The 15,990-nt window shown below is 55.7% G+C and carries 7 protein-coding genes; 3 read left to right on the top strand and 4 right to left on the bottom strand.

Annotation, left to right across the window (positions count from 1 at the left end):
• Nucleotides 1-378 precede the first annotated feature (378 nt).
• A complete protein-coding gene (gene dnaK / locus FYC48_RS07710) occupies nucleotides 379-2,319 on the top strand; it encodes a molecular chaperone DnaK (RefSeq protein WP_149496112.1) in 1,941 nt (646 codons plus the stop codon).
• Nucleotides 2,320-2,608: 289 nt separating this feature from the next.
• The gene (gene clpB / locus FYC48_RS07715) at nucleotides 2,609-5,284 is read left to right on the top strand and encodes an ATP-dependent chaperone ClpB (protein WP_149496113.1); all 2,676 of its coding nucleotides are present in this window, start codon (nucleotides 2,609-2,611) and stop codon (nucleotides 5,282-5,284) included.
• 214 nt (nucleotides 5,285-5,498) lie between these two features.
• Here clpB and FYC48_RS07720 read toward each other — a convergent pair whose 3' ends face one another.
• The 4 genes from FYC48_RS07720 to FYC48_RS07735 form a co-directional block, all read right to left on the bottom strand.
• Complete coding sequence (locus FYC48_RS07720) at nucleotides 5,499-6,221, bottom strand: hypothetical protein (RefSeq protein ID WP_149496114.1); 723 nt, start codon at nucleotides 6,219-6,221, stop codon at nucleotides 5,499-5,501.
• 46 nt (nucleotides 6,222-6,267) lie between these two features.
• Nucleotides 6,268-7,002, bottom strand: coding sequence for a low molecular weight phosphatase family protein (locus FYC48_RS07725; RefSeq protein WP_149496115.1), 735 nt, complete (start codon nucleotides 7,000-7,002; stop codon nucleotides 6,268-6,270).
• A 103-nt stretch (nucleotides 7,003-7,105) separates the two neighbouring features.
• The gene (locus tag FYC48_RS07730; RefSeq protein WP_149496116.1) at nucleotides 7,106-7,558 is read right to left on the bottom strand and encodes a hypothetical protein; all 453 of its coding nucleotides are present in this window, start codon (nucleotides 7,556-7,558) and stop codon (nucleotides 7,106-7,108) included.
• A 426-nt stretch (nucleotides 7,559-7,984) separates the two neighbouring features.
• Nucleotides 7,985-9,238 (bottom strand): M48 family metalloprotease, encoded by a 1,254-nt coding sequence (locus FYC48_RS07735; protein ID WP_149496117.1) that lies wholly within the window; start codon nucleotides 9,236-9,238, stop codon nucleotides 7,985-7,987.
• A 272-nt stretch (nucleotides 9,239-9,510) separates the two neighbouring features.
• Between FYC48_RS07735 and uvrA the strand changes: the two genes are divergently transcribed.
• A complete protein-coding gene (gene uvrA / locus FYC48_RS07740; RefSeq protein ID WP_149496118.1) occupies nucleotides 9,511-15,933 on the top strand; it encodes an excinuclease ABC subunit UvrA in 6,423 nt (2,140 codons plus the stop codon).
• Nucleotides 15,934-15,990: the final 57 nt, after the last annotated feature.

Consider the following 15,990-nt stretch of genomic DNA (forward strand, 5'->3'; position numbering starts at 1 on the left):
GCTTTTTTGTGTTCGATTTTGCGGTTTTTCGATGACTGCCAGAAAAGTAAATTTCGTCCGTCGGGTTCATGAAAAACTGCATTTCTTCCGCCAAAACCACTTTGCAGCCCTGGCAGTGAGGGCATACCGCAAGGGTTTCTGGACGTGCCTTCGGCAACTGGCACGCCCTTTGCTTTGCTACCGCATCGACTGAATGAACGGCGAAAACGACAGGCCAACCGTGGACCTGAATGATCGTCGAAACCCATAGGTAACGCCACGCACGCGACCTGCGACTGACGCTTCTCGGAACGCTTGTTTTTCCACTTGAAGCTCGCGGCGTGAAGTTGACGGCGTTTACGAAAGTCGAGTCCCAACCGTTCACGGAGAAGCAATTCAATGGCTCAAGGCGAAAAGATCATCGGCATCGACCTCGGAACGACCAACAGCGTGGTCGCGATTATGGAAGGGAGTGAGCCGAAAGTAATTCCCAATGCTGAAGGAAACCGACTGACCCCAAGCGTCGTCGCGTTTACCGACAAGAAGGAAACGATTGTCGGCGAACCGGCTCGTCGTCAGGCCGTCACGAACCCACAACGTACGGTTTACTCGGCGAAGCGTTTCATGGGTCGTCGGCACAACGAAGTCGAATCGGAAGAGAAGATGGTGCCCTATGGCATCAGCGGTGCCGCCAACGAATACGTCAAGATCCAAGTTGGCGACGAGGAGCACACGCCTCAAGAGATCTCTGCCAAGGTTCTTCGCAAGTTGAAGGAATCGGCCGAATCGTACTTGGGACACAAGGTCAATAAGGCCGTCATCACCGTCCCCGCGTACTTCAACGATGCACAACGTCAAGCGACCAAAGACGCCGGTCAAATCGCCGGATTGGAAGTCGCGCGGATCATCAACGAGCCGACCGCCGCGGCGTTGGCGTACGGCCTAGATAAAAAGAAGGACGAAAAGATCATCGTCTTCGACCTCGGTGGTGGTACGTTCGACGTTTCAGTTTTGGAAGTCGCCGATAGCGGTGACGAAGAAAACGAAAGTCGCGTCTTTCAGGTCATCAGTACTTCTGGTGACACACACCTCGGGGGCGATGACTTTGACGAAGCGTTGATCAATCATGTTGCCGACGAATTCAAAAAAGAAAACGGCATCGATCTTCGCAACGACCCAATGGCCCTACAACGGCTTCAAGAAGCATGTGAAAAGGCCAAGAAGGAACTTTCGTCACTGCCGGAAACCGACATCAACCTGCCCTTCATCACGATGGACCAAAGCGGTCCTAAGCACTTGACGATGAAGGTCACCCGCAGCAAGTTCGAAGAATTGATTGACAGCTTGGTCGAGCGTTGCCGCCGCCCGGTAATGGACGCACTTGAGCAAGCCGGTTACTCCCCAAGCGAAATTGACGAAGTGGTCTTGGTCGGGGGGAGCACCCGAGTTCCCAAGGTCCGCGAAGTCGTCAAGAAGATCTTCGGCAAAGATCCACACCAAGGCGTTAACCCAGACGAAGTGGTCGCAGTTGGCGCCGCGATTCAAGGAAGCGTTTTGGCCGGTGACCGAACCGACGTATTGCTCCTCGACGTCACCCCGTTGACGCTGGGAATTGAAACCGAAGGCGGCGTGATGACTCCGCTCGTCGAACGTAATACGACTGTTCCGGTAGAAAAGAAGAACGTCTTCAGTACTGCCGCCGACAGCCAAACCGCAGTGACCGTCCGCGTGTTCCAAGGGGAACGCAAGATGGCCGCACACAACCGATTGCTTGGCGAATTTGATTTGCAAGGCATCCCGCCACAACCACGCGGCGTGCCGCAGATCGAGGTGAAGTTTGATATCGACCAAAACGGAATTCTCAGTGTTTCGGCCAAGGAGCTGAAAACCGGGAAGGAAGCCTCCGTCGAGATCAAAGAAGCCGGTGCGCTCAGCGAAGACGATATCGAAAATATGCGACGCGATGCCGAGGCCAACGCCGAGGAAGATCGCCGACAGTTTGAACTCGCCGAAGCACGCAACAAGGCAAATCAGCAAGTTCATCAACTGGAAAAGGAGATGTCCGAGCATGCCGACAAACTTTCCGATGCCGACAAGGAACCGTTGAACAAGGCCATCGAAAAAGTGAAGGCTGCGGCGGCAACCGAAGATGTCAATGCGATCAAGCAGGCGACCGAAGAACTCGAAACTGCGGCGAAGGCATTTAGCAAAGTCCTGTACGACAAGACCGCCGCCGCCGGCGATGCACCTGCCGGTGATGCCGACCCTGCCGCGGCCGCGGCAGCTTCGGACAACGATGACGACGATGCAATCGACGCTGACTTTGAAGTGAAGAGCTAACGTCCGGCAACGACATTCAAGGAACCTTCCACGGTCGCGACTGAGCTGTCCAGCCGACGCGACCGCGTGGAGGATCAATCCAGACGGGTGCAACGACGCCCGTCTTTTTTTACGCACCGACAGAACCAATCCGGAATGTTGATCACGTTCCATTGGCAAAAATCACCCCCAAGAGCCTTTCGCCAAACGTGCCGGCGTCGGATGTCCCCGGCTCAGCACTCACCACCGACAGAACGAGCCCACCGAAGGAGCATTTCCTCTCAGGCGGCAAACCGCAGGAGCAACCGCGATGACTTTCCGATTCGATAAATTGACCACCAAAGCGCAGGGCCTCATCGCCGAAGCGCAAGGCCGTGCGACCTCTGCCGGCAATCCCGACATCACGTCACTGCATCTGCTCAGCGCAATGCTGGACGAAACGGACGGCCTCACGGGCGCCTTACTGGACAAGATGAACGTCGACTCAAAGCAGCTGCGTGAACTGACCGCGAGCGAACTGGAAAAAACGCCTTCGGTAACGGGAGGACGTCAGCCAGGAATCTCCGGTGAACTGCAATCGGCGCTCAACGAAGCGGCGACCGCGGCCGAGTCTCTGAAAGACGAATACGTGGCGACCGAGCACTTACTGTTGGGCTTGGCCAAAGCCAAAACCAAGGCCCAGAGCCTGCTGTCACTCTGCGGGATCAATGCCGATGATGTATTGAAGGCCGCAAGTGAAATCCGCGGCAGTGCGCGAGTCACTGACCAGAACGCCGAAGAGACCTATCAGGCACTTCAAAAGTACGGCGTTGACCTGACCGAACTGGCTTCGCAAGGCAAGCTCGATCCGGTCATCGGTCGTGACAACGAAATCCGCCGAGTCATCCAGGTGCTTTCACGACGCACCAAGAACAATCCTGTTCTGATCGGTCAGCCAGGGGTCGGAAAGACCGCGATCGCGGAAGGTTTGGCGCTACGTATCTTTGAAGCAGATGTCCCACATAGCTTGAAAAATAAACGGGTGATTGCACTCGATATGGGCGCGCTTGTCGCCGGGGCAAAATTCCGAGGTGACTTCGAAGAACGACTCAAAGCGGTACTACGCGAAGTCAAAGATTCTGACGGGCGTGTCATTTTGTTTATCGATGAGTTGCACTTGGTCGTCGGAGCGGGTAAAGCCGAAGGGTCTCCCGATGCGGCAAACCTACTCAAGCCCGAATTGGCACGTGGCGCACTTCGCTGCGTCGGCGCGACGACGCTGGACGAATACCGACAGCACATCGAAAAAGACGCCGCACTCGAACGCCGTTTTCAGCCGGTGTTTGTTGAGGAGCCAAGCGTCGATGACACCATCGCGATTCTTCGTGGACTAAAACCGCGTTACGAATCACATCACGGGGTGCGGATCACCGATAGCGCGCTGGTTGCCGCCGCAACACTGGCCAACCGCTACATCACCGATCGTTTCCTCCCGGACAAGGCGATCGACTTGGTTGACGAAGCGACAAGCCGATTGGCGATGGAAAAGGAAAGCGTTCCCGAACCGATCGATCGTATCCAACGACGTTTGCGTCAGCTTGAATTGGCCCTGCGGCAGCTTCAAGATGAAGACCCAGATGATGCGTCGATCGTCGCCAGCCGAGAGGAGATCCAAGCGGAAATGGAGACCCTCGCCAAAGAGCTTGTTGATCTGCGAGAACAGTGGGAAAGCGAGAAGATTGGCCTCGAAGGCGTCCAGTCGATTCGACAAGAAGCCGAAACGCTCGCCCATCGTTTCGCAACCCTTGATGCCGAAGCCAAGCAAACGCAACTGCGCGGCGAAAACCCTGAATCAATCTACCGCGAAATGCTAGAGGTCCAATCGCGCCAAAAAGAACTCGAAGCCAAGCTCAATGAAATCGAAATCCGTGACGCCAACAACGACTCGGAAGAAGACAAGCCAGAGCACCATCGCCGATTGCTGCGACGGGAAGTTACGAGCGACGAAATCGCCGAAGTTGTATCGATGTGGACCGGGGTGCCGGTGAGCCGCATGATGGAAACCGAACGCGCCAAGTTGCTCGTGATGGAGGAACGTTTACACCAACGTGTTATCGGCCAGGACGAAGCCGTCCGCGCGGTCAGTGACGCGGTACGCCGAAGCCGAAGTGGTCTGTCCGATCCTAATCGACCGATCGGATCATTTTTATTCCTCGGCCCGACCGGCGTCGGAAAGACAGAGCTCTGTAAGGCACTGGCAGAAATCATGTTCGATGACGAATCGGCAATGGTTCGAATCGACATGAGTGAGTTTATGGAGCGGCACAGCGTCGCACGGATGATCGGCGCACCGCCCGGTTATGTCGGCTACGAAGAAGGCGGAAAGCTAACCGAAGCCGTCCGACGCCGCCCCTACGCGGTCATACTCCTCGATGAAATTGAGAAGGCTCACCCCGACGTGTTCAACATCCTGCTGCAAGTGCTCGATGACGGACGCTTGACCGACGGGCAAGGCCGCACGGTGAACTTTTCGAACACGGTGATCGTGATGACCAGCAATGCTGGCAGCCAGGAAATCCAGCGCATCGCAGCCGACGACGGCAGTGAAGACGACATGCATGCGGCCGTCCAAGAAGCCCTGCGTTCACGCTTTCTGCCAGAGTTTTTGAATCGGATCGACGACACCGTCATTTTCAAACCACTCGACCAAACTGAGATTCGCAAGATTGTGAAACTACAGCTCGACCAGCTGGCGACACGCTTGCACGAAAATGGTTTGAATTTGGAAGTGACCGAAGCAGCGATCGACGAAATCGCCAAAGTCGGTTACGACCCGACCTACGGGGCTCGCCCCTTGAAGCGAGTCATTCAGCGGCAAATCCAAAACCAATTGGCAACCGCGCTACTGAAGAGTTCGTTTCCGGAAGGAAGCACCGTCTTGGTCGACCACGACGGACTGGACTTTACCTTCGGGAGTCAAACGCCGATCGATCATGCGACGGCGTAGACGTTCGGGCATTCGATCAAACATACAAACGGCGCCGGCTGTTTGTGTGTTTGAGTCGCCCCAAAATACAGGGGTCCGAAATACAGGGGGCTGCACCTATTCAAATCAATGACTGCTGATTACCGTGGGCGGCCGGTTATCGACAGCGAAGTTCGATGGCCTATGGCGAATCCCTTGATAGATGAGAAAATAGGCAAACACTGGGTGCGTTCCGCTATCGGGTTTGAAACTGCTGCAACTTCGCAAAGATCTGCAATCGCAGTGGGCCCGTGTCTGCTCGCAAGGCGTTACGATAATTCGCGCGAGCCATCCGAAGGTTACCATCTGCTTCGGCACGTAACCCACGCTCGAATGCCGCTTCGGCAATCCGTTGCTGGGCGCGAATGTTCGCCGCCAACCGTGACTGCAAGTATTGATTGTGTGCGGCGTGGTACGCTGATGCTGCTTGCGCGGCAACGTTGTCATGAACCGGTTGCCCGTAACCACCGCCAGTGACAATTGGCGTCACGCCGGTGACGAAGGGGCGGATGGTTTGCGATTGGATTGCCCCGGGGATGCCATTGGTGGTCGTCAGCGAAGGTGTCGTCGATTGCAGCGTCGACGAACGGCCTTGAATCGCACTTAGTCCAATCGCCCCGCGTGTCCTACCGCTAGAAAATCCAAATCCCGTCCGGAGCCCAGAATTCGGATCGAAACCGGAGTTCGGTACGCCGACTCCAGCCGGAGTCTGCCCCCAACCCGGAAACTGTGCGAAAAAGTTTGGCCCTTGCAAGTTCCAACGCACGCCCGTCGACTCGAAAAAACCGGTCCGTCCTTGAATAGCGGGCGAAACGGCTTGGACCATTTGCGCCAAGACTTGATTTGCACTCGCCGCCTGAAAGGTGATCACGACGAGCACCGCGAGGGCCTTGAACCACGTGAAAGAAGGCTGGATCATTGATCTTCACCCCAGAGTTCGTAAATCGCACATCAATCGCTAACAGTTACCGCGACATCTGGGCGACTTGAGACATCAGATAAAACATTTCTTGGGCGATCTGAAAACAACGCTCATTGTAGCGTTCATTCTCTTGCGGCGTCCGGTCGGCGACTTTTGGATCTTCATAATGCAGCGCGAACCGTCCCTGGCTACCAGAAACAACCGGACAAATCCGATCAGCATCGGAACAGCACATCATCGCAATGAATGGCGTCGAAGCATTGCCGGCATCCTCATAGAGCTTTGAAAAGCACTTCAGGGGTGCGACCGAGTCGGCATATTGAACGAGATAAACCGGGTTGGCTTTCTCTCCGGTCGCGACGACCGAGAGGCCTGAGCGTCGCAGCGCTCGCACGGTGCGAATGTTGCACGCAGTCGTTTCTGTACCGCCGGAAAATGCGTCGACGCCAGGGACTTCGTAGTGGTGCGCCGCGATCTGACACCACACTTGTCCGAATTGACTGCGTCGTGAATTGTGCGTACAGATAAAATTCAACTGCACATGGCCGTCGCGGTTGCTGGTCGCAACAATGTGCTTTGCGATCTGGTCGAGCAATTGCTGACGGCCTGTCGGTAAAGAATCAAACGATTCGGTAACTCGCTGAACGAATGGCCGGACCGGTTCGACAAGCCGCGTGTTCTCGCGCTGGCGTTCCCCGGACGGAGCAGTGGTCGTTTCGGCAATGACGACGGCGCCCAATCCCGAAAGCATGAGCATAGTCGCAATCAATCGTTTCATCGAATCACCTTAAAGTAGATGCAAATAAAAACGCCCCGGAGGACTCTCCGGGGCGTGATGATTGTTCAATTTTGCTGCGGAAAGCAACACAAGTTCGGCAGGCCTATTCTTTCTCAGCCTTCGCTTTTGCAAAGCCGTTTTCAAATGCCTTGTCATTGAAAACGAGCTTCAGTTTTGCTTCGGTGTCTTCCGCTTTTTCAACTTTGCCTTTGCAATTGTTACAGCAAAACGCAACCTTCGCGCCTTCGATCTTCAACGCGGTTGAATCCTTCGCGGGTCCGCCGCTAAACGGGCATGCCTTTTGTTCGTACTGTTTTGTCGAAACCAGTTGATGGTTGGCTTTGACCGCAAACGGCTTACTGTCTTTTTCGAACTTGCTTTCGCAATTACCGCAACAGAAAAACACTTTCCCGTCTTTGTACTCGGCCGATTTGTCAGCCTTCGCAGCGCGAGGTGCGACGACGCACTTGACGCCTTCCAAGCTGACATCAGCCGTCACGGTTGTTGCGACTGCGACTACGAGCACGGCAACTGCCGACGCAATAAACTTTCTCATCTCGTTTTCCTGATGTTGTAAGAGACGCGTGACTAAGGGGAACAGGCGAGCGTTTCGCCAGCATTGGGGGTTGAACGGTGAGGGTTGATCCGTTCCCGCACGTGAGCGATCGGAGTTAGGCGATGACACGCTGCATAGGAAGCCTTGCTTTTGAAGCTCTGCCTCTGCTGGATCTGGCGACCTACGCCGTAGATCCAACTGATACACACTCACCTGCTAGGAGCCGTTTCCACCTACACCATAGGCATCTCGCCCCCCCGAAACCAAGACATGCTTTGCCGAATCGGGCAAAAAAATCAAATTCGCCAGAATCCCTGACCGGCATTTTGCATCGCCATTTTTGGAAATGGGAAGCAGATCGCCGACAATTCGCCACAGGACGGGACGACACTCCGGCTGGGACCTGATCTACCAAACCCCAGAGTGTTACGCTAGGACGGCATCAATTCGCTGCGAAACTCCGGGGTGCAACCAACTCGGGCGGCGGGCCCCTTCACAGCCATCGGTGACTTTCACCAGCGCAGAGGATAATGTCCGCCCGGCTTCCTCGACCGACGCAGGAACACAAGATTCCGGCCAACAAACTTCCGGCGCTAGCTGGCAAGCGACAGAATCGGCATCGAATTCACAGAAATAGCTAACTTGACGCAAGATGCACACCGTCGCCGCCAAACTGACCGTGTTGCCAATCATCGGAGCCCATTGGATCAGGGTATCGCTTGGCGAAATCACTCCAACGCTGGCCTGAATCGCCAAGCCTCCCAGCCAAGCTGGGGCCAGTGCCAAGACTCGAATTAGCGCGTGCTTGCGTCTCGCATGCGCGACTTCATGCAAGATCACCATCGCGAGCTGCGGACGGCTGAGATCACGAACCAGTCGATCAGTCAAAAAGACGATTTGAAACCGACCGAAGAACCCTGCCATCATGGCGTTGAAACTACGTTGTTTCGTATCCCAAATGATCAACTTGCAGCGTTTCAAACCAGCCGCTTGAAGGACCTGATGAATCCAACTCGAAGTTGCTTCGTCGATCGATGTCTGCGGAAACGCACGGCGGACTAACCATGGCATCACAAAGACGGACGCCGCAATCATGGTCAGGATCAGCAGCCCGATTCGAGTGCCCGGACTGAGCGGGATGATTGACGCGATATCGACGAGAACCAACATCAATAAAATCGGGACGACGATCCACGCGATCGTCGAGCGAGCCATCAGCGCAAGCCAAGCGACGGTTGAACGAAAGCCCGACCTGGCGACACCCAAACGTTGCGCGAAACGATGTTCGGCCGACCACAAGCCGAGCAAGATCGCCACCGTTGGCAACAACAGACCAATCGCATGCAATGTCATCGACTGGGATACCACCGGCAGTTGGTCCAGGCAGCGTCCTAGCCCAAATCCCCCTAAACACAGACCGATGATCGCCAACGACAGCCAGCGTAAACAGGTCGTTTGCCGACCAAACCAATCAAAAGCGGTGTCGACGGTGATCTCGCCCTGCCGGACCAAATTCAAGACCAACCGCCCACACAGAAAACACATCACCCACCAAATACCGACGACGGCTGCGGAAAATGCGACTGAACGTTCAAGATCGATCGCCGGATTTGCCCCCGGTTGGGGAAGCGTGCCAAAGCTAAGCGAGATGACGACGGCAAGAAAATAGTAGAGCTGCACGAAAAACTACGGCGGAAGGATTCGTCGGTAAAAAATCGAGTGACTTCTGGACAGACCTCAAAATATTCCATGATTTGCTTGCCCGCCGCAACTTTCGACGATTCGACATCTGAATGACCGTTCGGGCGGGCAGGTTATGACGCCCAACACTCGTCCCCTATCGGTCGGCGGCCCCGCCCGTCACCATCGGTGTGGGCTGACTGAACGCTTCCAGGCCCGGTAGACTGGAGCAAAAGGACTGTTGCAACCCAAAAATCTCCGATAAAGACCGCATGTCGACGACCGAAATCAAGGTCAAAGGTGCCCGCGAACACAACCTTCGAAACGTCAATCTGACGCTTCCTCGCGGCGAGCTGATTTGTTTCTCCGGAGTCTCTGGAAGCGGAAAGTCGTCGCTGGCTTTCGACACGCTTTATGCAGAAGGTCAACGGCGGTACGTCGAATCGCTGTCCAATTACGCACGTCAGTTTATGGGGCAGATGCCCAAACCTGACGTGGACTTGGTCAGTGGACTCAGCCCGTCGATTTCGATCGCACAGAAATCGACCGGCAACAATCCGCGGTCGACCGTCGGAACGATTACAGAGATCTACGACTTTTTGCGTGTACTGTTCGCACGCGTCGGCACACCAAAGTGCCCGAAGTGTGACGTCGAAATTGCGGCCCAGCCGGCCGATGCGATCACCTCGCGGATTATCGATTGCGATCCTGAAACCGATGTTTGGATCCTGGCTCCTTTGGTTCGAGCCAAAAAGGGTGAGTTCAAAGACCTCTTCGAAGATCTCCGTAAACAAGGATTCACACGAGCCCGAGTGGATGGAGAAACAATTCGCTTGTCGGACCCGCCGCCGCTTGACCGAACGCGTCGTCATGATGTCGAAGTGGTCGTCGATCGCATCGGGGCCGATCAGCGAGATCGCGGTCGGATTCAAGAAGCCGTTACCCAAACGCTTCGATTGGGCGATGCCTCCGTGATCGTTTCGCTGTCGGAAATCAATTCAGATTCGGCGGCACCACCCAAGCAGGATCTCCTTTACTCCTCACGCTACTCGTGCCCTTCGTGCGGCGACAGTTTTCGACCGCCTACGCCGCAACTGTTCTCGTTTAATAACCCACAGGGAATGTGTGAATCCTGCGACGGGTTGGGGCATCTTTACACATTCATCCCCGAGCAAATCATTCCCGACGACAGCAAGTCAATTCGTCACGGAGCGATCACGCTACTCGGAAAGTGGGGTGACATCGGACGATACCGACGTCACATCTACAAAGGCTTTGCCGATGCGATGGACAAGGCGTTGGAATTGGAACCGGGAAGCATGCTTCAAACCAAGTGGCGTGAGCTGTCTCCCGAAGCTCGAAAGTTGTGGCTATGGGGAAGCGATTCGACTTACGAATTGACTTGGCGTGGCGGAAAGCGTAGCCGAAAGTACAGCGGGTCTTTCAATGGCTTTATCCCCGAGTTGCTCGACCGTTACCGGACGACAAACAACAAGATGCAGCTTCGGCATCTGGAAAAGTTCATGGACACGATCGATTGTGTCGACTGCCATGGGCAACGATTAAATCGTCAGGCCAGTGCGACCACGATCACAACCAAAAGCAAGTCGTTCGCTGATCGCCCGGAACGATCGCTCCCAGACCTGTGTGATCTTTCGATCGATCGGCTCTACGAGTTCTTTACCGATTTGGAACTGACAGAGACGGACACGAAAATCGCCGCCGAAGCTTTGAAGGAGATCCGAACGCGGATCGGTTTCCTTCTAGGAGTCGGACTGAATTATCTGACGCTCTCCCGAACCGCGCCGACGCTCTCCGGTGGCGAATCGCAACGAATCCGACTTGCCGGACAGATTGGAAGCGGATTGGTCGGTGTGCTGTACATCCTGGACGAACCGTCGATCGGATTACACGCCCGCGACAACGATCGCCTAATCGAAACATTGGTCCGCTTGCGCGACGCCGGCAACACGCTGATTGTTGTCGAGCATGACGAAGATACGATGCGTGCTTCAGACCGGATCATCGATTTTGGCCCCGGCCCAGGTGTTCGCGGCGGGAAGATCGTCGGCATGGGGTCCGCCGATGAATTGGGCGATAAACCACGCAGTGAAACAGGCAAGTACTTATCGGGAAAGAAATCGATCGCGGTCCCGACACGACTACGCCCGACCGACCATGAGCAACAACTGACGATCCACGGGGCAACGTTCCACAACTTAAAAAACGTTGATGTCAGCATCCCGCTGCAAACAGTGACCTGTGTGACCGGGGTCTCCGGAAGCGGTAAAAGTTCGCTGATCGGTGGGATCCTTGAACCCGCGCTTCGGAACGCGCTCAATGGCGCCGAAGCCGAAGTCGGAGAACACGATTCGATCAGCGGGCTGGAGCATCTCGATAAGACGATCGCGATCGACCAATCACCGATCGGGCGGACCCCACGCAGCAACCCCGCAACCTATGTCAAAGTCTTTGACGAAATCAGAAACCTGTACGCGAAGATGCCGGAAGCCAAAACTCGTGGCTACACGGCAAGCCGTTTCAGTTTCAATGTCGACGGCGGACGCTGTGCCGCCTGTGACGGGAACGGCGCCACCAAGCTTGAAATGGACTTCTTGGCCGACATCTGGGTCACCTGTCCGATCTGCGCCGGGCGGCGATACAACCGCGAAACACTGTCGGTCGAATTCAAAGGTGCTTCGATCGCTGACGTCCTGGAAATGGACATCGCCGAAGCGTTAAAGCTGTTTAAGAACGTTCCTAAGATCGCAGAAAAATTGCAAACGTTGGTCGACGTCGGCTTGGAATATCTCAAGCTCGGCCAGCCTTCGCCGACGTTGTCCGGCGGCGAAGCACAACGCATCAAACTCTCTCGTGAGCTCAGCAAGAAAGAAACAGGTCGGACGCTGTATGTGCTTGACGAACCGACGACGGGACTGCACTTCGCCGATATCGAACTGCTGTTAAAAGTCATCCACGGGCTGGCCGATCGCGGTAACACCGTGGTCATCGTCGAACACAACTTGGACGTCATCAAAACCTCCGACCATGTAATCGATCTCGGCCCAGAAGGTGGCGAAGGCGGCGGAAAAGTCATCATCGCCGGACGGCCACAAGAGGTCGCCGAGTGTAGCGAAAGTCATACCGGCGCGTCGCTTGCCAAAACCCTAGGCATTCGCCCGGCAAAGAAACGCAAAAAACGCGGCAGCGGTAAAGCGACCGTCGAACTTGCCCCGCCAAACGAACAAGCCAAAACGCATCTGGTTGTTCACGCCGCCGACCAACACAACCTCAAGTCCGTCGACGTAGAGATTCCGCGCGATGCCATGACCGTTTTCTGTGGCCCGAGCGGTAGCGGCAAAAGCTCGATGGCGATGGATACAATTTATGCCGAAGGTCAACGGCGCTACGTCGAATCGCTGTCCTCGTACGCGAGGCAGTTTATCGGCCAAGTTCAAAAGCCCAAGGTGGAACGGATTGATGGCCTTTCACCTGCGGTCGCCCTCGAGCAAAAGAACCTCGGTCATTCGCCCCGCAGCACCGTCGGGACGGTCACCGAAGTCTACGATTACCTTCGTATCCTGATGGCACGCTTGGGAACTCGCTATTGCCCCGACTGTGACGTCGAAGTCGGAACTCAGACACCGGACGAGATCACCGAAAAAATCTTGGCGATGCCCGAAGGTACGCGTGGCTTGATCTTGGCGCCGATCGAAGTCGTCGCCGGGGAAGCGTCCAAAGACACATGGCAATCTCTTCGCAGCCAAGGCTATGCACGCGTCAGAATCGATGGCCAAACGATGTCTCTCGAAGATGCGCCCGCACTTGACCCACGTCGCCGGCAAACCGTGGAAGTGGTCGTCGACCGCGTCGTCATCAATCCCGACGAGCGATCACGAATCAGTGACAGTATCGAACAAGGGCTGTCGCTTGGGCTGGGAGTCATCTCGATCGCCGTTGCTGATCCCGAACGCGATGAAAAACACTGGGACACGATCACACACAGTCAACACTTGGTGTGCAGTCAGTGCGGCCGATCGTTTCCCACGCTGACGCCACATCACTTTTCCTTCAACAGTTCGGTCGGTTGGTGCACGCAGTGCGAAGGTTTAGGGAAACAACGTGGCACGAACCCCGCCGCACTGCTCGGGTCGCCACGCCAGTCGCTTGCCGAAGGTGTCGCCTACTTATGGCCCGATGTCGATGAATCGATGTCGTTGTGGCTGCTTCGCGCACTTTCACGCCAAACCGGCGTCCCAATCGATGTCCCCTATGATGAACTGACTGCGACGCAGAAACGCATTCTCTTCCACGGGTTGGGTAAACGTTGGATCGAAGTCACCGAACGCGATTCAGATCCTGATTCGACTTCCAACGAACGCTTGTTCCGTTATCAATTCAAAGGTTTCTATCCGGCGCTCGAAGAAGCCTCGCGACTGACGCCTGGCCTGCGCGGACGGTTGGAACAGTTTGTCGATGAAATTGATTGCAGTGCGTGTCATGGCTCACGACTGCGCGAAGAATCGGCCGCTTGTCGATTCCGCGGTTTGACGATCGCCGACTTGGTGCACATGCCACTGGAACGTTTGGATGTGGCGGTCAAAACCTGGAAACTCGACCGACGCGAAAAGAAAATCGCCGGCGAGCTGGTCCGCGAAGTCAGCTCGCGGGTTCGTTTTCTGCTCGATGTCGGACTCGATTACTTAACGCTGCATCGGGGAGCCGCGACGCTTTCCGGAGGCGAAGCCCAGCGGATTCGCCTTGCCGCGCAACTTGGCAGTGGCCTTTGCGGTGTCTTGTATGTGCTCGACGAACCGACGATTGGATTGCACCCCCGCGATAACTTGCGATTGTTGTCGGCACTGCATCGCTTGCGAGACCTTGGCAACACGTTGCTCGTCGTCGAACACGATCGAGACGTCATCGCCGGCAGTGACTACTTGTGTGACTTTGGCCCCCGCGCCGGGCGTCACGGCGGTCGCATCGTTGCCTCGGGAGATCCGCAGGCGCTGGTTCCTGCCGAACAATCTGTGACCGGTGGCTATCTCCAAGGCACCAAACAGATCGCCGTCCCCCCTTCACGACGTCCTGTCTATTCCAAGGGCGGCGAACCGATGGTTAATTTCTTAAGTCTGTACGGTGCGTCAGAACATAATTTGCACGACGTCGATCTAAAGATTCCGCTCGGCGTCATGACTGCGGTCACTGGGCCTAGTGGAAGCGGTAAAAGCACGCTGATCGAAGGCACGTTGTATCCGATTCTTGCGAAACGATTGCACCGCACCCGCGAAAAACCGGGACGGTACGACCGCCTCGAAGGAATCCGGCACATCGATAAAATCATCCGAGTCGACCAATCGCCGATTGGAAATACGCCGAGCAGTAACCCAGCAACCTACACCGGCGTCTTCGATGTGATCCGTGGGCTGTTCGCTTCGATTCCCGAAGCGGCCGAACAGCGATTCACCGTCCGAACGTTTAGCTTTAACGTCAGCGGAGGACGCTGCGAAACTTGCGAGGGTAGCGGGCAGCGTCGGATTGAGATGCACTTCCTGCCCGACGTATGGGTTCCATGCGAGGAATGTAATGCGCGTCGGTACAATGATGATGTCTTGGCGATCAAGTACCACGGGAAGTCGATTGCCGATGTCTTGGAGATGCCTTGTGGCGAAGCGGTAGAACTATTCGCGTCCGAGCCTCGGATCGTTCGTGTCCTGCAAACCCTCTGCGATGTCGGCCTCGACTATGTGACTCTCGGACAATCTGCCCCGACATTGTCCGGTGGTGAAGCGCAGCGCGTGAAACTTGCCGCCGAGCTAGCACGACCGGGCACCGGCCGAACTCTGTATCTGTTAGATGAGCCGACGACCGGATTACACTTCGATGACATCGCGAAACTACTCGATGTCATGCAGCGTCTGGTTGATCGAGGCAATACTTGTGTGGTGATCGAGCACAACTTGGACGTCATCAAATGCGCCGACTGGGTGGTCGACATGGGGCCGGGGGCGGGCGTATCGGGCGGACAGATCGTCTTCGAAGGTACACCCGAACAACTCGCCGCAACTGCGAAGGGAAAGAAACGGGCGAACGTGTCAGTCACAGCTCCCTTCCTCGCCGATGCCTTAGAAGCTGCGAAGCATGCCGCCCCGGTTTCACCAAACGAACCATCCATGGCGACGTCTTCTGATGCTGCCCCCGATCTTTCGATCGAGAAAGAACCGCCGATTGATACCGCTGCGCCCCCCCAATCCGAAGCGTCCGGCCAGGCGTCCGAGCCGGTAAGCTCGCGAGGAAAATCCAACGATGTTTGGCAAGTGCTCGGCCGTAAATGGCACTCGATGCCAAAAGGATTTGAAAACAACAGGAAACCGGAATGGCCATTGAAGTTACCCGATCGACTGTTTGACCAAATCGAAAAAATCGCTGGCCCCGATCGACTTAAGATGGCGGCCTCCAACCGAGTGGATGTCGTTGATGACAATGGCCAAGTTTGCTTGTCGATCCGAACTCGTGATCTTGATGCGGTCCGAATTATCTCGCGTCAATCGATCGCAAACCTCGAGACCGATGAACTCGTCGCCGCAAAAATCGATGTCCATGATGGCCACAGTGAAACGACCCTGGCGATCAATCGGCTTGGTCAAGCAAGCAAGCCGGCACTCAAACGTTTTCTAAAGCAAGTGCTACAGTGATGCGGCTAGCGAATCCAGTTGAAATGCATGGCGAGATAGGCCCGACGGCCAGCAGTC

Source organism: Roseiconus lacunae, assembly GCF_008312935.1.
GTDB lineage: Bacteria > Planctomycetota > Planctomycetia > Pirellulales > Pirellulaceae > Stieleria > Stieleria lacunae.